A 19,457-nucleotide genomic window follows, 5' to 3' on the forward strand; every position below is an offset into this window, starting at 1 on the left:
AATTGAGTAAGTGTCCGAGATCGGAGACTCCAACCATTCGTGCACGAGGTGCTGCCACGCCGAGACTTATGCCGGCACTGGCTCCGATGACGACAATCTTCTTACCCAAAAGCGCTGACCTTGCCGGCGTAAGCCGCTTCCAGGTCGGCGACGATTATCTTGGACATCTTGTTCAAACACGCGCTCAAATCCTCGTCCTAGTACTTCGTGGTCTATCCGCCCCGCGCGATTTCTTAGCGAAAGGTTAAAGCATTTCGTGATTGGCTCTTTGTCGAAATGGGCCATTCTGGACATGCGGCGCGCTCCCATCAGACGTGGTTTTCTGGAGATGCCTTGCCAGCCCGGAGTGATCCGGTCTTCCCGGGCCTAGCAGGTGTCACCAATCAGGCTGCGAGATGCTGGTCGAAGAACACCTTCAGCTTATCGAACGGGAGGTGTTGAGAGTCATGCCTCCAAGCCACTATCGTCGGACCAAGCGGCCAACGCTTGCTTGACACGTCATCGCTGAAGCCGGTTCCTTCGCTCCATCAGAAGCTCGTGCTCAACCAGTCGCTTACCTGCGGCACTGAGACTTGTTCCGCCGACCGTTTTTTCAATAACGCCAAGCTCGACGAACCTCTGATCAATTTCGTCCGCCAACGCAGCGTTCTCATGCCGGTAGAGCTGCAAAAGGCTGCTCCATTCCTCGTAAGTGAAGTCTCGCCGAGCGCTCATGATTGGTGCCTTTCTGTCGAACGGATGGACGATAGCATGATTTTGTTGTTTGAAGGCACCACACGACCGTTTTGCGCGATCTCAGCCTCTTTTCTTCAAGGGGTTATCCACGCCAAGCTGCGGGTGGAACGCCATACTCCCGTCGGAATGCCCGATTGAACGAGGCCTCGGACTCGTAGCCCACCGCATAGGCAATGCGCGCGACGGCATCGGATGTTTCCTTAAGCAGTACAGAGGCCTGTACCAGCCTCTGCTGGGCAAGGTAGCGCATGGGTGGTTCGCCTATGATCCGGGTGAAGCGCTCTGCAAATGCAGAGCGGGACAGGCCGATCTCCCGGGCAAGATCTTCTGTGGTCCAGTGTCGGGTCATCTGACCATGCAGGAGGCCCAATGCATGTCCGATGATGGGATCGTGTATTCCCGCTGCCCAGGCGTTGCGGCCGGGAGGCTGCGAGGCAAAGTACCGGCGCACTGCCTCCATGAACAGAAGTTCGGCAAGTTTGGCGAGGATCGCTGGTGAATTGACATGACCCGCGGCAAGTTCCTGCGCGGCGAAACGGAAGGAGCTTTCTATCCAGTTTCCGGATGCGCCATCGGCGACGTTGAGCTTGAGGACACTCGGTAGCATTGCAATGACAGTGTTGTGCGGCATGTCATTGCCCAGGAATCCGCAGTAGATGTGCGTCCGCTCTCCCCCACCTCCGTGAACGATGCGCGCCAGCCCGCCATCCGGGCTCGGTTGGATCAGGCGTTCGGCGGAGATGGGGCGGATCGTCAGGGAACTGCCGATCACATGGTCATCATTGCGCGGCAGGACGACAATCTCGCCGCCCTCGACCGGGATCGGTTTCTGCCCGCTGACCTTGAGCAGCAGGTGCCGGCGGTCACGTAATGATAGGCAATGATCTGGCGAGGCTCGGGTGTGAATGGGGCACAATCCTCAGGCCCCACCTTCGCTGTTACGCACCATGGCGCGGTAAAATCGGCATCGAGAAAGATGCCGCCCGTGAGCCGCATGGTGCGGAACATGTCCAGGATGGAATCCATCACTCACACCCAGATTCGGCGGATCGGCAAAGCGGACCGGCGCCTCGCTCATATAACCTGCCTTTCGGCGAGGCTAATGTAACACCCGGGCCACAAAGTCGAAAGCAACGCCGCTGGCCAGGACCATCTGCCGGAACAGACATCTTGCGGTGTGCCACAACGAGGAGAGATCCAACATGACTACGGATAAGCAGGGCAATTCGCTCTCAGGCGCAACCGTTGAGGCCGCGGAATTCTTTGACGAGGCTGTCGAGGCGTTTAACATCTATCGCGGCGATCCCGTCGCATTGCTGGACAATGCCATCAAGGCCGCCCCCGACTTCGCAATGGCACATATTCTGAAGGCTCACCTGTTTGGCCTGGCGACGGAGCCGGACGCCACCAGTGAGGCGAAGGCCATCCTCTGCAAGGCCAGGACGCTCCGCCTCTCCGACCGGGAGGTCTCCCACGTCGCCGCGCTGGACTTGGTGACCGAGGGGCACTGGACCGCCGCCGCGACCGCGCTCGACCGCCACAACGCACGCTATCCGCACGACCTTGTGGCGCTCCAGTCCGGCCATCTTATGGATTTCTTCCGCGCGAGCGCGCGGGGTCTGCGCGACCGCATCGCACGAGTCTTGCCGAAATGGTCGCCCGGCATGCCGGGCTACTCGATCCTGCTCGGCATGCATGCCTTCGGGCTTGAGGAGGCCGGTGACTACGCCCGGGCCGAGGAGATGGGCCGGCGCGCCGTGGACCTGCAACCGCTCGACTGCTGGGCCCACCATGCGGTCGCCCACGTGATGGAGATGCAGGGGCGCGCCGAGGACGGTATCGGCTGGATGATCGCGCGCGAACCGCACTGGTCCGGCGATGACAATTTCTTCAAGGTTCACAATTGGTGGCACCGCTCGCTCTATCACCTGGATCTCGGGCAGGTCGACGAGGTGTTCGCGCTCTACGATGGGCCGATCCGGGAGAGCCGCAGCACCCTGGCGATCGACATGGTCGATGCCTCGGCGCTCCTCTGGCGCCTGCATCTCTCAGGCCATGACGTGGGCGAGCGCTGGCGGGAACTGGCGACCACCTGGGAAAACCATGCCGACGGCCGCACTTATCCATTCAACGATTGGCACGCCGTGATGGCCTATCTCGGAACAGGCCGGGAAAGCGACGTTGAGCGCATCGTGCGGGCTTATCGGGAGAACCGCGCGGACGGGTCTGACGCCGCCGAATGGGGGCGGCGCACGGCCGTGCCTCTGATCGAAGGCTTCGTGGCGTTCTGGCGCGGGGATTACCAGGCCGCGGCCGACCACCTCTATGGCGCCCGCTACATCGCCAACAGCTTCGGCGGCAGCCACGCGCAACGTGACATCATCGACTGGACGTTGACCGAGGCGGCCATCCGCGGCGGGCTCAACGGTCTGGCGGAAGCCCTTGCCAATGAGCGCCTAGCACTGAAGCCCCACAGCCCAGTCAATCGGACTTTCCTGGCCCGAGCCGGAGTAAGCGCAACGCCGGGTCTGAAGGCCGCCTGACCTTTGTCCCACGTCCGGCTGCCTCCTGCATTCGGCGGTGGGACGCTTCATGGGCGAGACAAGGGCCCGCAACCATTGGAGATTTCACCATGAAGCATCTCGCAATCATCGTGCGCGACGACGCCTACGACAAAATCCTCACGCCGCTGACCTTTGCCTACACTCAGGCCCGCAACGGCGTGAAGGTTGACATGCTCTTTCTGCTCTGGGCGGTGAAGGCGCTGACCAGCAAGGGAGCGGCCTTACTCTCGGTGGATGACAGACACAGGGATGAGACAGAATGGTTGCGCGCCCGAATGGCCGCGGACGGCGAGCCGACCGAGATCGAGGATTTCCTGAAACTTCTCGCCGGGACCGGCAACGTGCATCTCTACGGCTGCCGCTATGCGGCACAAACGTTCGAGGTGCATGACTCAGACCTTATCGCGGAGGCGGACGGCATCGTTGACCCAGGCTGGTTCCTGACTGAGAAGGCAATAAAGGCGGACCACTGTCAATACTTCTAAATGAGCGAAGAGAGCCTTTCGGCTCGGCGCACACCGCACTGCATCGAACGTCTATAGAACCATATGTCTCGCTCCGGAGCCAGACTCTGGCGTTCGGAGTGCGACGTGAGGTTGCCTATGGAGTCCTTCCATGCGTATGCTTTATCGGCGGAACAATGGGTCCTCACCGTCTTGGCAACAGAACAAACACCGTGGTGGGCATGGGTGTCGCCTGCATTGGCATTGGCGATCCTGTTGGCGACGCCATTTACGGGCCTCGGGGGCTTTGTTGCTGCGGCTGCTGGAGTAGCATTGATCGCCACCGTCTTTGCCGCCGTGTTCCACGCCGAGGTCGTCGCACACCGGGTCGGCGAGCCGCTTGGCACTCTGGTGCTGGCCATCGCCGTCACGGTGATCGAGGTGGCCCTGATCGTCTCGGTGATGATCGCAGCTCCGGCGGAAAAAGCCGGGCTGGCACGAGACACCGTGTTCGCCGCGGTCATGATCGTGATGAACGGTATCGTCGGCCTGTGCCTGCTTTCGGGGGGCATGCGCCACCACGAACAGGGATTTCAGCTCCAGGGGGCGAGTGCCGCCTTGGCCGTTCTGGCCGCGCTCACCGTCCTGACGCTGGTGGTACCAAACGTCGTCGCGACCGCAGCCGGGCCGATGTTCAGCACACCGCAACTTGTCTTCGCCGGTACAGTTTCGTTGATCCTCTATGGCTCGTTCATCTTCATCCAGACCGCGCGGCACCGCGACTACTTCCTGCCGCTCGAGGCTGATAGCGAGGATGCGCATGCTCCGTTGCCGTCAAACAGGACGGCAGCCACCAGCGCAGCCTTGCTGCTTGTCGCGCTCGTGGTGGTAGTGGGGCTCGCGAAAGCGCTCACGCCGTCGGTGGAGGCAGGAATAAACTGGCTCGGCATGCCAAAAGCCGTAGTCGGGATCGTCATCGCGGGCGTGGTGTTGCTTCCGGAGTGTCTGGCGGCGCTTCGAGCAGCGCAGGCCAACCGGTTGCAGACCAGCCTGAACCTGGCGCTGGGATCGGCACTTGCGACAATTGGCTTGACCATCCCGGTGGTTGCGCTGGTTTCGATCATGCTTGGTCAGCCCCTTGCGCTTGGCCTGGAGGAGAAGGCCAGACTCTGCTGGTGCTTACGCTTATCATCAGTGTGATCACATTGGGTACGGGCCGGACCACGGTGCTTCAGGGCATCGTGCACCTGGTCATCTTTGCAGTATTCTTGTTCTTTGCCGTGGCGCCTTAGCCCCCCGAACGCGACGTATACATCGCGCCCATGGGCTTTTCAGCGACATCCTTTCACTGCTGTCTTTCAAAATGATGCTTCAGGCGAGCGATCCGCTCAGCCATCCACCCGCCCACGTCCGTCACCTCAATCCAGGCGTCGAAACCCGTTCGCGCAGATATGTAGCCGCCCGTTGTGCGGAATACTTCAAGCGTTACCTCGGACCGCCCAAGCAAAGCTCAGAAAGCCGCGAGGGCCGTCGGGGCCGTCGGCAAGATAGGCGGCTCTCACCGCGTCGCGAAGTCGAACACGCCTTGCTTCCGGCAATGCGTCGAAGAAAGCTGCAAAGGCGCCTTGCCCGTAGACCGTTGGATACCAAAAGTCGTCGAAGCTGGTGTAGTCCATTACGATCGTGAGCTTCGTGTCGGCAAGTCCTGTGAAACCGGCGGCCTCAAACACCGAGCGTAACTCACCTTCCTCTGTCAGCGGCCTCCTGGCCGTGGGCACTCCGTTCCCGGCCGCTTCTGGCTCAATTGCAAGAACGACATCCCAAAACAATCGCCAACTCGGCATGCCGCCCCAGGCCCAAACTGCAGCTGCGGCGGCAGCACGCGGCCGCAACACGCGCCGCATCTCCTGCACTGCTCGATGCGCATCGGACACAAAGTGAAGGACCAAAAGCGAATAGACACCATCGAACGTCGGTCACGCGCCATTCCAGGGCTGCCACAAAACTCTCCTCGAAGTCCAGGGCCCCGATGGCCTCCAGCTCAGGGTGCGCTGCCAAGGCCAGGGCTAGACTGCCGGTACCACATCCCGCGTCAAGGACGCGCCCTCGTGATGGCACGCCTGCGAATTCGAGGAATGGTGTTGCGAGCCGCCGGCTCCAGCGACCCATGCTGGCCTCATAGGCCTCTGCGCCGTTTGCGACGAAATTAGAGGGCATGTGATCCTCAACAATCTGTCAGAGATGCGCTTCTGTCCGCCCACTAGTATAGCCTATGAGGCGGGGCAATCTAATACTGACGGCGTGCTTCAATAGTCCGCTGTTTGGCGCGAAGGAGACGTTTCAGCCGCTGCCGCCCCGAATTTCGCGACGTGCGGCGGCTTCCGGTCGCCCGCACAGCATGTATTCGCTTACGCTAATAGTCGGATGAGTTTACAATTGGTTCTTCAGGCGGCTCGCCCGAGGTCGGCCGCGAAGAGGCCTATTAGGGGAGGAAACCATGATGTGGGTCGATCACAACATATCGCGTACTTGGCACGGATCAGTACTCGGCGCGGCCTTGTTTGGCATGGGCGCGCTGCTGACGGGAACGAGCGCCGGAGCCGGCTCTGTGGACAAGACCCCATTCGGAAACACGCAGGACGGCAAAGCCGTCGATCTCTACACGCTGACCAACGACAGGGGCGCGTCCGTCAAGTTCATCGCTTACGGCGGCATCGTAACGGCGATCAACGTGCCCGACCGCTGGGGCAAGCTCGGTAACATCGTGCTCGGATTCAAGGAACTCGCCGACTACGAGTCCAAGAATCCCTATTTCGGCGCCTTGATCGGGCGCTATGGCAATCGCATCGGCGCCGCGAAGTTCACGCTCGACGGCACGCAGTACCAGCTCGCCGCCAATAACGGGCCGAACAGCCTGCATGGCGGCATGAAAGGCTTCGACAAGGTCGTCTGGGAGGTCGAGCCGTTGACCAGCGAGCGCGGCACCGCGGCACGGCTCAGCTATACGAGCAAAGATGGCGAGGAAGGCTATCCCGGCACGCTTGCGGTCGAAGTCGTCTATACTCTCACCGACGACAACGAGCTGCGCATCGATTACGAGGCGACAACGGATAAACCAACCGTGGTTAATCTCACGAGTCACTCCTACTTCAATCTCGCCGGCGACGGTGTGGGCGGGATCGGCGATCACATCCTCACGATCAACGCCGATCGCTACACGCCGGTCGATGCGACCTTGATCCCGACCGGGGAGCTCGCCTCCGTGACCGGCACGCCGTTCGACTTCCGCCAAGGGATGCCGATCGGCGCACGCATCCGCGCAAACGACCCACAGATGGTCTATGGCCGCGGATACGATCACAACTTCGTGCTGAACAAGTCAGAAAGCGGGCTTTCGCTTGCCGCGCGAGTCTACGAGCCTCGCTCGGGCCGGATCATGGAGATATCGACCACCGAGCCCGGCATCCAGTTCTACAGCGGCAACTTCCTCGATTCGACGCTCGTCGGCGCGGCCGGTCAGCAATACCGCCAGACTGACGGCTTCTGCCTCGAGACGCAGCACTTCCCGGATTCGCCGAACAAGCCGTCCTTTCCGACGACGGTGCTGAAACCGCAGGAGACGCTAAAGTCGACTACGGTGCACAAATTCACCACCGATGAATCCTAGAGCTACAGGTGCGTGCATTCCTGGTTACTGTACCGGCCGAGTCTGGTCGTTCGTCCACATCGATGACGCGATCGCCGCGACGATCGCCTCGCTTACGGCCGAGCCGGGGGCTACAATGTCGTCGATCACGATCCCCTTTCCATGGCCGAATGCCTGCCGGCCCTCGCCCGGTGGGTCGGCGCGGCGGAGCCTGCACGTGAGCGTCGAGGGCGCGCTGAAATCGGCGGGCGAGGAAGCGGTCTACTACCACACCCGCCCGACTGCAGCCTCCAACAGCCGTGCGAAGGCGCAACTCGGCTTCTGGCCGCTCCAAGGGTGCTTGATGCATTTCCGCCCATGGAGGTCGACGAATTCGGACCGCGCTTTGCGCCGTCGCACCTAAGCGCGGGCCGACTATGACCATCGCAATCGCTTTCTTGGTCCGATAGAAGAGAGCTCTGATCGCACTGCCCCCGCGGTAAATAATCGCCTGCACCGGGTACCTCGTCGGGGGCAGGCGCTCTCCAGGAGTGGCACAAACCATTGCTGATCTGTATTCACTCCTAGGCAAGCTCGAAACCCGCGTATCTCGCTTCCACCTTGATGGCAATCCCCGTCAAACCCACGCAAGAAGTGATCCATGGACATCAATCAGGTTAGGTACTTTCTCAATTTGGCGGAAACCTTGAATTTCACCGAAGCCGCACGTCGAAGTGGTGTCTCGCAGCCAAGTCTCACTCGAGCAATCCAGCGTCTAGAGGAAGAATTGGGCAGTCCACTGATCTATCGCGATGGAAAGGACAGCCGCCTTACGGCGCTTGGCCGCGACGTCCAGGCCGAGTTCATGCGGATTGAACTCGCGCTTCGAAACGTGCTCGAGCATTCCGAGAGCACGGTGCTCGGCCGACGCCGTATTCTCGACATCGCTGTTGCCCCAACCATAGGCCCTGCAGCCTTTGCCGCATTCTTCGACGACGCGCTTGGAAAGCTTCCTTCCATAAAGATCAACATGCATCAGCTGTTGGCTGGAGAAAGTGCGGACGAAGTGCTTTCGGGCAAGTACCACGCCTGCATCCTGCCGCGGGCGCCGCGTCCCAACCCCAAGCTCAACGTCGTGCCGCTGTTTTCCGAGCGATTCCTCCTTGCCTGCGCGCAGAGCCATCCGCTGGCGGGCAAAGATGTCGTCAGTACCGAGGCAATTGCCGCCTATCCTTACGTCGACCGGCTGGCCTGCGAGTTCCACACCGAGATCACCGAGCACCTGATGGACCATGATGCGGTCATGCAACCGCGCTTCAGTGCCGAGCGCGAGGACTGGGTCCAGCAAATGGTAGCCGAAGGCCGCGCGATCTGCATCATGCCCGAGCGGTCCGTCGTCGTGCAGGGCATAGCGACACGCCCGGTTGAAGGAATATCATTGGAACGCGAACTGGTCTTCGTGACGGTCTCCGGTTCCGGTACGCCGCTCGAGATCCGCAAGATCGCGGAGATGGCAGCTCGGCACGACTGGGCGTAAGCGGGCAGAACTGTCCTGATCGTACGGCTATTGAATCTATACACAGCTGATATTGGCAATCGCCGTGGGCCTTCGCCATATTCAGGCAACAAATCCGAGAACGGAGATAGGCAATGACCTACGCAAAGACCGACGAAGCGGTCAGCAAACTTACGTCCGAGCAATATCGGGTGACCCAGCAAAACGGCACCGAACGCCCCTTTACAGGGGAGTATCATGACAACAAGAGGTCGGGGATCTATGTCGACATCGTTTCCGGCGAGCCGCTGTTTGCCTCGGCCGACAAGTTCGATTCCGGCTGCGGCTGGCCGAGCTTCACCAAGCCGATCGTGTCGGCAAACGTCAAGGAACTGCGGGATGGCTCCCACGGCATGACCCGCATCGAGGTGCGCTCCGCGCATGGCGGCAGCCACCTTGGACACGTGTTTCCCGACGGTCCTCAAGACCAGGGCGGCCTACGTTACTGCATCAATTCCGCAGCCCTGCGCTTCATTCCGCGCGACGAAATGGACGCTGAGGGCTACGGTGCGTATCTCAACCAGGTGGAGGATATCTAAATGACCGAGAAAGCTGTTCTGGCTGGTGGTTGCTTCTGGGGAATGCAGGACTTGATCCGCAAGCTGCCCGGGGTCATTCAGACCCGCGTGGGCTACACCGGCGGCGATGTGCCGAATGCGACCTACCGAAATCACGGTACCCACGCCGAAGGCATCGAGATCATCTTCGATCCCGAGACGATCAGCTACAGGCGGATTCTGGAGTTTTTCTTCCAGATCCATGATCCGACGACAAGAAACCGGCAGGGCAACGATGTCGGCGCCTCCTACCGGTCGGCGATCTATTACGTTGACGACGAGCAGAAGAAAATAGCCGAGGACACCATCGCAGACGTCGACGCTTCGGGTCTGTGGCCCGGCAAGGTGGTGACCGAGGTCGAGCCGGCGGGAGATTTCTGGCAGGCGGAGCCCGAGCATCAGGATTACCTGGAGCACTATCCAAACGGCTACACCTGCCACTTCCCGCGCGCCAACTGGGTGCTGCCACGGCGGTCGGCGGCCGAGTAACCGGCGCCTTTCTCCTGCCAGGCAGATTGGCGGAGCCCCTTCGAACCAATCCTGAAAAGTGCGGCGGATACGCCGGGCCATAACAGGAGCACGTCGTGCAGTTTGGACGCCGCCACCAAGGAGGCCGGCAGTGCCGGCGCTCCGCTGTCACAAACATCCAGGCAAAGATTGGGCTCTGACCGAACAACTAGGTAGTCGGTCTCTGTCGCTGATGTAGAATGCTTATTTCCTCACAGCGGCGGAGCATTCCCATGGCCTTCAACACGCAACGGCTTCAATTTGCCGGCCATTCCGGCGCAACCCTGGCTGCCCGCCTCGACATGCCGAACGGGCCTTTACGCGCCTACGCACTTTTTGCCCATTGCTTCACCTGCTCCAAGGATTTGGCCGCAGCTCGCCGCATTGCAGCAGAGCTTGCGCGCGAAGGTATCGCTGTCATGCGTTTTGATTTCACGGGTTTGGGATCGAGCGAAGGCGAATTTGCTTCGACAAATTTCTCCTCCAATGTTGCCGACCTGCTTTCGGCGGTCGACTATCTTCGTCAGCATTATCGGGCACCATCAGTGCTGATCGGCCACTCGCTCGGCGGCGCAGCGGTGCTGGCCGTCGCCAGGAACATACCTGAAGTGCGCGCCGTTGCCACGATCGGTGCGCCGGCCGATGTCGGCCACGTGTTGAAGAATTTCGGGACAAGCCTCGAGGAAATCGAAAAAAGTGGCGCGGCCGAAGTCGATCTTGCCGGGCGTACGTTCCTTCTCAGAAAGCAATTTGTCGAGGACGCGCGTGCACACCGTATCAAGGATGCGGTTGCGAGCCTAAAAAAGCCGCTCCTCATCCTTCACGCGCCGCTGGATGAGACGGTCGGAATAGAAAACGCCAACGAAATCTTCCTCGCGGCCAGACATCCCAAGAGCTTCATCTCGCTGGACAAGGCCGATCACCTGCTCACTGACATTGAGGACGCAGCCTTCGCCGGACGGGTCATATCGGGATGGCTGACCCGTTATCTCGCCGCCGACACGCCGCAGGGCACGGGCGTGATCGAACATGTCCGCGTGACCGAAACGGGCGAAGGCAAGTTCCAGAATTCGGTTCAGGCGGGCAGCCACCGGCTTTTCGCAGATGAACCCGGAAACCTGGGCGGGCTCGATACCGGGCCATCGCCCTATGATTTCCTGTCGATCGCACTTGGCGCCTGCACCGCGATGACGCTGCGTATCTATGCCGATCACAAGAAGCTGACGCTCGGGCGTATCGGCGTTGACGTCTCGCATGCCAAAATTCATGTCAAGGACTGCGAGGACTGCACCGAAGCGGAACGCCGCGGCAGCGGCAGGATTGATCGTTTCGAGCGCGTCATTTCCATCGATGGCGAGGTCTCCGGGGAGCTTCGCAGCAAGATTGCTGAAATTGCCGACAAATGCCCGGTCCATCGCACGCTCGAAGCTGTGGCGAAGATAAAAACGATCGTGAAATAAGAAAGGTCGACAAGCACTTCGCGGGCGCCCTGGGTCTGACGCCCGCACGCGCGTCCTCGTCATCGAACGCGGCACCACCGCGCTCGGTCCCTTGACGACCTAAGGTACGCTCCAATGAAGTTCAGCCACCTGGAACAATGGGCACGTCTGCGAGTTTGATTGCCACTTCACGAACGCGTGAAAAAAGGAAACTCTCATGACCGAACCCGTTTCATCCGTGGCGCACATTCATACGCGCGACGATAACCCCTACCTCAACGCAGCCTTCAACAAGATCTCCTGGGGCGCCGTGTTCGCCGGCGTCGCAGTGGCACTTGTGGTGCAGCTCCTGCTCAACCTCCTGGGCGCCGGTCTCGGCGCCGCCGTCATCGATCCCGCTTCGAGTGATAATCCGAGTGCGACAACGCTCTCGGTCAGCACGGCAATCTGGTTCGTCGTCAGCGGCCTCATCGCATCCTTTGCCGGCGGCTACATTGCCAGCCGGTTGTCAGGACGCCCCCTTCGTTCGACGGGATCTCTTCATGGCGTCACGTCGTGGGCCGTCACCACGCTGGTCGTCGTCTATCTTCTGACCACATCCGTCGGCGCGCTCGTCGGTGGCGTCTTCTCTGGTTTGGGCGGCATCGTCTCCAGCGCCGGATCCACGGTGGCCACAGCCGCCACGACTGCAGCTCCGGCACTTGCGACGGCCACCGATCCAATGGCCGGCGTCGAGCAGAGCATCCGCGACGTAAGTGGCGGCAACGATCCAGCAGCGCTGCGCGATGCCGCAGTCGCCTCCGTGCGCGCAGTTCTGACAGGCGACCAAACCAAGGCAGAAGAAGCACGCAATCGCGCTGCCGACGCCATCGCCCGAGCTCAGAACATTCCTGTCGATCAGGCCAAGCAGCAGGTCGCCCAGTACGAGCAGCAGTACAAGGACGCCGTTGCCCAGGCGAAGCAGCAGGCGACCGAGGCCGCCGAAACCGCAGCGACAGCGTTCTCGGCGGGAGCGATCCTGGCATTCATCGCGCTAGCCGTAGGTGCTGTCGCGGCTTGGATCGGCGGCGCCGTCGGCACGACCCACGTCGTGCGGGACGAAGACGTCTACGTGACGCGCTAAACATTCCAGGCCCATGTAGACAGACCGCTCAACCGGGCTGCCCATTTGAAAGCGCGCTCTTACGTGGGTCAATAAACGGTCATGGCGGGCCGGAACCCTTAACGCTCCTGTTGCCTTGCGAACTTGGCCTGCGCCTGGGACTTAAGGATCAGCTTCGCCTTGAGCGCCGTACCGGCCCGGTCCCTGCGAGTTCTGGAATTAGGAACAGTTGGGTGCCGCTATCGTTATTGTTTGTCATGGAGGACGTTATGTCGAACGTTTCGAAGACAGGTACCGACGCGATCAACAATGCAAGCAGCCCGACTACGTTCGGGCGTTCGGTCGAAAGCCAGGCGCAGATCGCTGACGCGGCCGCGCAGGGCGCGCCCGGCAGCGTTGGGGAACCACTCAGCATCTATCGGCTCGAGCCGATCGCCGCACCGAACGATCCAAGATGGGCCAACTCTCCAGGACATGGAGTTGTCGTAGTGGCGGCGAGGACGCCAGGCGACGCACGGATCATGGCGGCGAGTCGCGAGCTGGACTTCATGGAGGTCGATGCAGCGCCTGCCGAAGACGTGACGACAGCTAATGCGAGCGCTTTCCGGGACGACAAGCTTTACACCGTAATCGAGATCGACCGTGATCGTACCGACGTTTCGCGCGGGATCCTTCATGGCGACGTCTCGGTCGAAACGATCCGACCAGTGGAGCCGGACTGACGCGCTTCTCCATAAGCGACCCTGTTCTGATCCAAGGTTGGTGGGTACCGCAATACCGTCCCGTGTCGATAACGGGACGGCGGGAGCTGTGGCGTCCAACGAAAGCAATTGCTGCGCAGTGCGGCCGAACCGAGTTCGTGAGTGAAAACGGACTTTGCCGAGCACGATCACGCTGCCAGTTTTCCACCCGATTGCCGACCGCCGGCTGCGCCCCGAAGCAAGGGAATCGCCGGCTCTTCAGGCGGAACTGACGCTCGCTGCAATGCCGTCCAATGCATCAAGCGTATCATTCGGCAGATCAAGTTCCGCCGTGGCGAGGTTCTCGCGCAGATGCGCGACCGAGGACGTGCCGGGGATCAGTAGGATGTTCGGCGCCCGAAGAAGCAGCCAGGCGAGAGCGACCTGCAATGGCGTGGCGCCGAGGCGTTGAGCGGCGTCGGACAAGATAGACGACTGCAGCGGATTGAACCCGCCGAGCGGAAAGAACGGCACATAGGCGATGCCGTCGCGGGCAAGATCGTCAATCAGGGCATCGTCCCTCCGATGCGCTAAATTGTACTGGTTCTGCACGCAAACGATCTTGGCGATCCGGCGTCCTTCTGCGACTTGCGTGGGGGTGACGTTGCTCAATCCGATATGTCGCACCAGACCCCGCCGCTGGAGCTCGGCCAGGGCGGTGAGCGGCGCCTCGATTGATCCCTCGGCCGGGCCATGGGCGTCGAACATGATCCGAAGGTTGACCACATCCAACACGTCGAGACCGAGATTTCGCAAATTGTCATGCACGGCCTGGGCCAGTTCTTCCGGCGAGAAGGCCGGGAGCCAGGATCCATTCTCGCCGCGCCGGGCGCCGATCTTGGTGACGATGACGAGATCGTCACCATAGGGCGCGAGTGCCTCGCGGATCAGCTGGTTGGTCACGTGCGGGCCGTAAAAGTCGCTGGTGTCGATGTGATTGACCCCGCGCTCCACTGCTTCGCGCAATACGGCCAATGCCGCCTCACGGTCCTTGGGCGGACCGAACACGCCAGGCCCTGCAAGTTGCATGGCGCCGTAGCCGAGCCGCTTCACGGTGCGGTCGCCGAGGACGAAGGTTTCGGATTGGTTTTCGGTGCTGGTCATGATCTTTCCCCTTATCTGACAAGGCGTAGATAGGCGTTGGCCATCCGCGCGATAACCGGATACAATCTGCACAGGCTGTGCGGAGAGGCGAACAGTGAGTGTCGATCTAGGGGATCTCAGTGCTTTCGTGGCGGTGGCGCGCGCCAAGGGCTTTCGCGACGCAGCGCGCGCAAGCGGCGCAAGCGCGTCGGGCTTGAGCGAGGCGGTCCGCCGCCTTGAGGCGCAGCTCGGCGTCAGGCTGCTCAACCGTACGACACGCAGCGTCGTCTTGACCGAAGCTGGTCACGGCCTGCTGGAGCGGCTCGGCCCGGCGTTGAGCGAGGTGGAGTCGGCCCTCGACGTGGTGAACGGCTTTCGCGATCGGCCGGCGGGTTCGTTGCGCCTGAACGTGCCGGTCAGCGCGGCGCGGCTGGTGCTACCCAGCATCGTTCCGCCATTCCTCGCAACCTATCCTGGCATCCGCCTGGAGGTGATCGCCGAGGAGAGCTTCGTCGACGTATTGGCGGCCGGATGCGATGCCGGTATTCGCTACGAGGAGCGGCTGGAGCAGGATATGATCGCGGTGCCGATCGGGCCTCGTGTCCAGCGGTTCGCCACCGCTGCTTCTCCGGCTTACCTTGATCGCCATGGGCGGCCCGATCATCCTCGCGATCTGCTCAGCCATGCCTGTATACGCGGTCGCTTTCCGAGCGGTGCGATGATGACGCCGTGGGAGTTCGAGCGCGAAGGCGAAGTCGTGCGGGTCGATCCGGAAGGTCCGTTGACCGTGGGGATTGGCGGCGCCGTCGATCTTGCCGTTGATGCCGCGATTGCCGGCGTCGGCATCGTGGGACTGTTCGAGGACTGGCTGCGGCCCTTTTTCAATAGCGGCGCCCTCGAACCCGTCCTTGAACCCTGGTGGCAGGCCTTCTCCGGGCCGTTTCTCTATTATCCCGGACGGCGCCTCGTGCCGGCGCCGCTGCGCGCATTCATCGATTTCATCAAGGCATCGGCTGACCAGCGCTGACCTTTGACGCCATATTACGAGCCTGCCGCCTGAGACCATGCGGCGCGCCTCGACCCGACTGCTCTCGATCAACACTCCGGCCAGGCAGTGCGGAGCTTTGAACCAATGGCCGGCGTTTGCTCACCGTAGACGGCCCAAGGAGCGACGCCGCCGTCACAGGGCCTCTCGTCACAGGGCCTCTCGGAAAAGACGGACGATAACCGTTCAACGTCGCCGCAAATCTAGTTGAGTGGTGACAATCGACTTCCCAGATGCCGGATCTTGATCGATCGTTCGAATTCGAAGACCGTCTTCGCCGACCTTCTCGATCGTCATTTTCGCTTGGCGATCCCCATAAATTGTATTGGCCCAGGTAACATCGAGTTTAATCGTATTCCCGTCTCGGCTGCCCACGAGTTTGGACGGCTTACCGGATATTCCGACATAAATGCCGGAATATGCTTCTCCAGACGCCTTGACGTTCGCGGTAAAGCTGCGCGTGACAACGGCAAACGCTCGGCATGAGCCGTTCATCGAAAAGCTGGACGATTTGGCATCGGATTGCATTTTGCACGAGACATCAACCTTGCTTCCGCCGAGCTTTGTCAGGACCGCTCCGCCGCCCATCCACTGCCCTTCGATCGACTTCAAGAAGTCTTCTTCGGAAGCGGACGCGTTCGAAGTCAGACAGGTGGCGCAAGTTAGGGCGATGGCGGGTAAAACTCGCATGACGCAGAATCCTGATGGTTGAAAATAACGAACATCCTACCGATCAACTTGTTCCACTCGATCGTCATAAGCAGCTTTTGATCACGCTGGAGCACCTGCGCCGACGAAGACCTGATCGAAATCTGGCTTGTCGGCGAGCGTGTCGTGCGAACGCAGCCTTTGGCCTCGCGCAGGCGGCATCGCTAGATGAGCGAGCGACTTTTCCATCGGCGTCACAGCCTTTCAATTTTGTGCACCGCCTCGTCAATGATCTCCGCAACGCTGAGAAGCAATTCCTTGTCCGGTGTCCCCACTAGCCTCTGGCCGAGTGCTGTCTTGAGATTCTGCATTGCGCGTCCGACAGGTCCTGCGGCGACGGAGCTGCCGCGGAAGCGCAGCGCCTCGATGCGAGCAAGGACACCCTGGGCTTCGTTAAGATGCTCATGAAGGAAACTGCGCCCTGTCTGGGTCAACGAATAGGCACGCCTTTTTTCCTGGGCTTGCCTCGATTCAATCTGGCCAAGGTCTGACATCAGGGCCAGGCGCGGGTAGACGATGCCGGAGCTTGGCGCGTAGTTGCCCCCAGACCGTGTTTTGATTTCTCGGATGAGATCGTAGCCGTGCCGCGCGTCGCTATCGTCGAGAAGCAGCAGGAGAAGGAATCCCAGCTCATCGCCATCGAGCATCCTTCGAGGACTGCTCGCGGCTTGGGAGTCGTCGTTAGTTGTCGTTCTCGTCATATCATACTCTTTTAAAGACTGTCTAAGACATATCTTGACATAGGCTTAAGATGAATTATCGTCGTTGGGACGGCGGCATACCGTCATCCCAATTCAACGCAGAGAAATAACATGAAAAAAATCGCCGTGCTGGTCGGATCACTCCGGCGTCACTCGATCAACAGAAGACTTGCCGACGCACTCGCGCGCCTTGCCGAAGATCGGCTCGAATTCGATTTCATCGAGCTCAGTGGGGTCCCGATGTACAACGAGGATCTCTGGGACGATATCCCTGTCTCGATTACGAGGATGAAACGACAGATCGAGCAGGCCGACGGCGTGCTTTTCGTTTCACCAGAGTACAACCGGTCCTTCACAGCCGTTTTGAAGAACTCCATCGACTGGGGAACGCGGCCCTATGGCCAAAACTCCTTTGCCGGAAAGCCAGGCGCCGTCGTGGGGACCTCTCCTGGCGCCATTGGAACTGCAGTCGGGCAAAGTCAGCTGAAGAGTGTACTGAACGCGGCGCACGTGATCGTGATGGGTCAGCCAGAGATCTATCTGACTTGGAAGGCCGAGCTGTTCGATGAGGACGGCGGCATCACTAACGAGAGCACCAGATCCTTCTTGCAGAACTGGGTCAGGGATTTCGAAGGATGGATCGAGCGAACCTCCCACAAGAAGTGAAAGAATCGACCTCATGATCGGTTCCGAGCCGTCGCCTTCGCCGGATTGCGCGATTCTAACCATGGCCCGCGTCTCGACCGACAATGCTTGCCGCCTGCTTAAGGATGCCGCGTTACGATGGGAAGGCTGGTACCGGGTATTGGTTTACGAACACAGCTGCACTGTCGTCTTCCCTCCGCAGATCGGGACACGAGCATGGAGCGCGCCGGCGCGCGTCACGCTTATAGCCGACGCTCAGGGCTTAAACTGTTGGATCGAAGCCGTCGATGTGTCGCAGCTCGACGAGATCATGGTGGTCATCGAGCGCCAGCTCAACGACCATCTGTCCGATGATCGGACGCTTGCTTTCGACTGGTACTGCCAGCGCTGAAGCCAGCATCGTCGGACAAAAGGCGTCGCCTCGAAAAACGACCTCCTCAAGGAAATCTAGGTCGAAGGTCGGCGCGTCGTGCAATCAACTCTGGACGAAAGCGAAATCGATGTCGAACAAATACCGTGTAATACTTCAGCACATTGCAGACAGTGGCGAAGGATCGAGACAAGGCCGTACATTGCAGTTCGACATTGTGAGCCATGACGATATCATCGACATCGCAGACATTGTCAGAACGAAGGCCATCGTTCCTGACGACGAAGCAAGCGTTCTTGCGGTGGGGATGAAGCTTCTTGGACAGGTTGTTTTGAAACATCGCAACGAATTGGCCTTCGCGGATTTCTGGCCCCATTTCGAAAGCTTTCTGAGAAGCGTTAAGCGCTCAGCTTAATAAAGGACGGCTTCGGCGAGTGCTTGCGGCGTGACCGATAGGAGAAGCATCCCATGGTTGGGCCTGACTATTTCGCTTAAAGCGCGCCAGGATCGGGGCAGGGACGGGTCCATCGACCAGAATCGCTCCTGAGCATCACGACGGAGACGTTGTGGCGCTTGGATGCGTCGTTTCGCCGGGAATTCCGCAAACCCCGGCAACGAGCGACCGAAACCATTGGTGGGCGGGGTGAGTGTGCAACCGTTCATGCCAGACAAGTTTGTAGACCAGCTTCTCGGTTTCGAAGGGCAAGGAGCGGACCACCAACTCATGCTGCGCGGCAAACCTGTGGTCGGGTCCGTTGATGAAGCCGCTTGGCACGCAGGTCAGGAGGTCGCTTTGCGCGACGATCCGCAAAGCATCAGCAAAATGGTTGACGACGGTGACGATCATCCGCGTACGACCGTGAAGGCTCAGCCAGCCATCCACCGCGCCCAGATCCATTCCCGACGGTGTCACCAGCACGTGAGAAGCCGCCACAAACTGATCAAGGGTCATCTCTCGCTCCAATGCGTGTTCGCGCCGCATGACACACACGTAGTGATCCGTACGAAGACCCTGCACATGGATACCACGTGGAAGCGCTGGAAACATGCCGACTGCACAGTCAAGCGTACCGCGCTCGATGCCGTCGAGGGAGGTGGTATTGGTGTGGAAAGTAAACGCGACCCGGGCATAAGGGGCCATGGCCCTCAGTTTCAACGCGATGCCGGTGACTGCTTCCGACGCCAGGCTGTCCGTAACTGCAATCCGGAAGCTGGTCGGGTCCGAGCGCGGATCAAAATTCTCGGGTGCGATCGATGCTCGGATCACCGCCAGCGAATGATGAAGCTCGGGCCAGATCGCCAGCATCCGTGATGTAGGCTGGACGCCGTCGGCGACCTTGAGGAACAACTGGTCGTGCGTCAGCTTTCGAGCGCGGCGAAGCGCGTTGCTGACGGCCGGTTGGCTCATTGCCAGGCTGGCTGCTGCGCGCGTGACGTTTCGTTCCAACATAATGGCTTCGATTACCACGAGCAAGTTGAGGTCGAGCCGCATGTTATTCACCTCGGTGATAATGGTACCTTGGGAATCCAAATTGGACCATCCAGTTCTTTTGGGCAACTCTGTGCAAAGAGAGTTCCGCCTAAGCTTTGTATCAATACGCGCTTGCAATCGAGACTGCGCCCAGATGCTGTAAGGAT

Annotated in this window: 20 protein-coding genes and 2 pseudogenes; 16 read left to right on the forward strand and 6 right to left on the reverse strand. The window is 60.3% G+C overall.

What is annotated here, in order from left to right; translation table 11 throughout:
• Positions 1-486: 486 nt before the first annotated feature.
• The gene (locus ACZ9DP_RS05055) at positions 487-873 is read left to right on the forward strand and encodes a hypothetical protein (protein ID WP_476200575.1); all 387 of its coding nucleotides are present in this window, start codon (positions 487-489) and stop codon (positions 871-873) included.
• Here ACZ9DP_RS05055 and ACZ9DP_RS05060 read toward each other — a convergent pair.
• A complete protein-coding gene (locus ACZ9DP_RS05060; protein WP_476200576.1) occupies positions 818-1,651 on the reverse strand; it encodes an AraC family transcriptional regulator in 834 nt (277 codons plus the stop codon). The two genes, ACZ9DP_RS05055 and ACZ9DP_RS05060, sit on opposite strands and share 56 nt — an antisense overlap.
• Positions 1,652-1,937: 286 nt before the next feature.
• Between ACZ9DP_RS05060 and ACZ9DP_RS05065 the strand changes: the two genes are divergently transcribed.
• The 3 genes and pseudogenes from ACZ9DP_RS05065 (at position 1,938) to ACZ9DP_RS05075 (ending at position 5,034) form a co-directional block, all read left to right on the forward strand.
• Positions 1,938-3,278, forward strand: coding sequence for a tetratricopeptide repeat protein (locus tag ACZ9DP_RS05065; protein WP_476200577.1), 1,341 nt, complete (start codon positions 1,938-1,940; stop codon positions 3,276-3,278).
• Between the two features lie 89 nt (positions 3,279-3,367).
• The gene (locus ACZ9DP_RS05070; protein WP_476200579.1) at positions 3,368-3,784 is read left to right on the forward strand and encodes a hypothetical protein; all 417 of its coding nucleotides are present in this window, start codon (positions 3,368-3,370) and stop codon (positions 3,782-3,784) included.
• 117 nt (positions 3,785-3,901) lie between these two features.
• Positions 3,902-5,034 (forward strand): annotated as a pseudogene (locus ACZ9DP_RS05075) (calcium:cation antiporter).
• Positions 5,035-5,220: 186 nt separating this feature from the next.
• Here the strand turns inward: ACZ9DP_RS05075 and ACZ9DP_RS05080 are convergent.
• On the reverse strand, positions 5,221-5,637 hold the full coding sequence (locus ACZ9DP_RS05080) for a hypothetical protein (RefSeq protein WP_476202290.1): 417 nt from the start codon (positions 5,635-5,637) through the stop codon (positions 5,221-5,223).
• A gap of 602 nt (positions 5,638-6,239) precedes the next feature.
• Here ACZ9DP_RS05080 and ACZ9DP_RS05085 point away from each other — a divergent pair.
• From ACZ9DP_RS05085 to ACZ9DP_RS05120, 8 genes and pseudogenes are all read left to right on the forward strand, one after another.
• Positions 6,240-7,409 (forward strand): aldose epimerase family protein, encoded by a 1,170-nt coding sequence (locus tag ACZ9DP_RS05085; RefSeq protein ID WP_476200581.1) that lies wholly within the window; start codon positions 6,240-6,242, stop codon positions 7,407-7,409.
• Positions 7,410-7,449: 40 nt separating this feature from the next.
• Positions 7,450-7,791 (forward strand): annotated as a pseudogene (locus ACZ9DP_RS05090) (hypothetical protein); the annotation flags it as partial.
• 237 nt (positions 7,792-8,028) lie between these two features.
• Positions 8,029-8,904 carry a LysR family transcriptional regulator gene (locus tag ACZ9DP_RS05095; protein ID WP_476200583.1) on the forward strand — a complete coding sequence of 292 codons (876 nt, stop codon included), beginning with the start codon at positions 8,029-8,031 and terminating at the stop codon, positions 8,902-8,904.
• 113 nt (positions 8,905-9,017) lie between these two features.
• Positions 9,018-9,461 (forward strand): peptide-methionine (R)-S-oxide reductase MsrB, encoded by a 444-nt coding sequence (gene msrB, locus ACZ9DP_RS05100; RefSeq protein ID WP_074072377.1) that lies wholly within the window; start codon positions 9,018-9,020, stop codon positions 9,459-9,461.
• Positions 9,462-9,968 carry a peptide-methionine (S)-S-oxide reductase MsrA gene (gene msrA / locus ACZ9DP_RS05105; RefSeq protein WP_074072376.1) on the forward strand — a complete coding sequence of 169 codons (507 nt, stop codon included), beginning with the start codon at positions 9,462-9,464 and terminating at the stop codon, positions 9,966-9,968.
• A gap of 251 nt (positions 9,969-10,219) precedes the next feature.
• A complete protein-coding gene (locus tag ACZ9DP_RS05110; protein ID WP_476200585.1) occupies positions 10,220-11,446 on the forward strand; it encodes a bifunctional alpha/beta hydrolase/OsmC family protein in 1,227 nt (408 codons plus the stop codon).
• Positions 11,447-11,642: 196 nt separating this feature from the next.
• Positions 11,643-12,548: a PhnA-like protein gene (locus tag ACZ9DP_RS05115; RefSeq protein ID WP_476200586.1), complete on the forward strand. Its 906-nt coding sequence runs from the start codon at positions 11,643-11,645 to the stop codon at positions 12,546-12,548.
• A 248-nt stretch (positions 12,549-12,796) separates the two neighbouring features.
• On the forward strand, positions 12,797-13,249 hold the full coding sequence (locus ACZ9DP_RS05120; RefSeq protein ID WP_476200588.1) for a hypothetical protein: 453 nt from the start codon (positions 12,797-12,799) through the stop codon (positions 13,247-13,249).
• 237 nt (positions 13,250-13,486) lie between these two features.
• Here ACZ9DP_RS05120 and ACZ9DP_RS05125 read toward each other — a convergent pair whose 3' ends face one another.
• The gene (locus ACZ9DP_RS05125; RefSeq protein ID WP_476200589.1) at positions 13,487-14,371 is read right to left on the reverse strand and encodes an aldo/keto reductase family oxidoreductase; all 885 of its coding nucleotides are present in this window, start codon (positions 14,369-14,371) and stop codon (positions 13,487-13,489) included.
• A 94-nt stretch (positions 14,372-14,465) separates the two neighbouring features.
• Between ACZ9DP_RS05125 and ACZ9DP_RS05130 the strand changes: the two genes are divergently transcribed.
• Positions 14,466-15,377, forward strand: coding sequence for a LysR family transcriptional regulator (locus ACZ9DP_RS05130; protein WP_476200591.1), 912 nt, complete (start codon positions 14,466-14,468; stop codon positions 15,375-15,377).
• Between the two features lie 204 nt (positions 15,378-15,581).
• Here the strand turns inward: ACZ9DP_RS05130 and ACZ9DP_RS05135 are convergent, their stop codons facing one another.
• Together ACZ9DP_RS05135 and ACZ9DP_RS05140 are read right to left on the reverse strand one after the other, a co-directional pair.
• Entirely contained in the window at positions 15,582-16,007 is a 426-nt protein-coding gene (locus ACZ9DP_RS05135; protein WP_476200593.1) for a hypothetical protein, read from the reverse strand.
• A 290-nt stretch (positions 16,008-16,297) separates the two neighbouring features.
• Positions 16,298-16,804 (reverse strand): PadR family transcriptional regulator, encoded by a 507-nt coding sequence (locus ACZ9DP_RS05140; protein WP_476200594.1) that lies wholly within the window; start codon positions 16,802-16,804, stop codon positions 16,298-16,300.
• A gap of 111 nt (positions 16,805-16,915) precedes the next feature.
• Here ACZ9DP_RS05140 and ACZ9DP_RS05145 point away from each other — a divergent pair, with 111 nt between their 5' ends.
• The 3 genes from ACZ9DP_RS05145 to ACZ9DP_RS05155 all read left to right on the forward strand — a co-directional run bounded on the left by ACZ9DP_RS05145 (position 16,916) and on the right by ACZ9DP_RS05155 (position 18,234).
• Positions 16,916-17,470, forward strand: coding sequence for an NADPH-dependent FMN reductase (locus tag ACZ9DP_RS05145; RefSeq protein ID WP_476200595.1), 555 nt, complete (start codon positions 16,916-16,918; stop codon positions 17,468-17,470).
• A 13-nt stretch (positions 17,471-17,483) separates the two neighbouring features.
• Positions 17,484-17,840, forward strand: coding sequence for a hypothetical protein (locus ACZ9DP_RS05150; RefSeq protein ID WP_476200597.1), 357 nt, complete (start codon positions 17,484-17,486; stop codon positions 17,838-17,840).
• A gap of 109 nt (positions 17,841-17,949) precedes the next feature.
• Complete coding sequence (locus tag ACZ9DP_RS05155; RefSeq protein WP_476200599.1) at positions 17,950-18,234, forward strand: DUF3861 family protein; 285 nt, start codon at positions 17,950-17,952, stop codon at positions 18,232-18,234.
• 135 nt (positions 18,235-18,369) lie between these two features.
• Here the strand turns inward: ACZ9DP_RS05155 and ACZ9DP_RS05160 are convergent, their stop codons facing one another.
• Complete coding sequence (locus ACZ9DP_RS05160; protein WP_476200601.1) at positions 18,370-19,311, reverse strand: LysR family transcriptional regulator; 942 nt, start codon at positions 19,309-19,311, stop codon at positions 18,370-18,372.
• Positions 19,312-19,457 lie beyond the last annotated feature (146 nt).

The organism is Rhizobium sp. USDA 4016, from assembly GCF_056279705.1.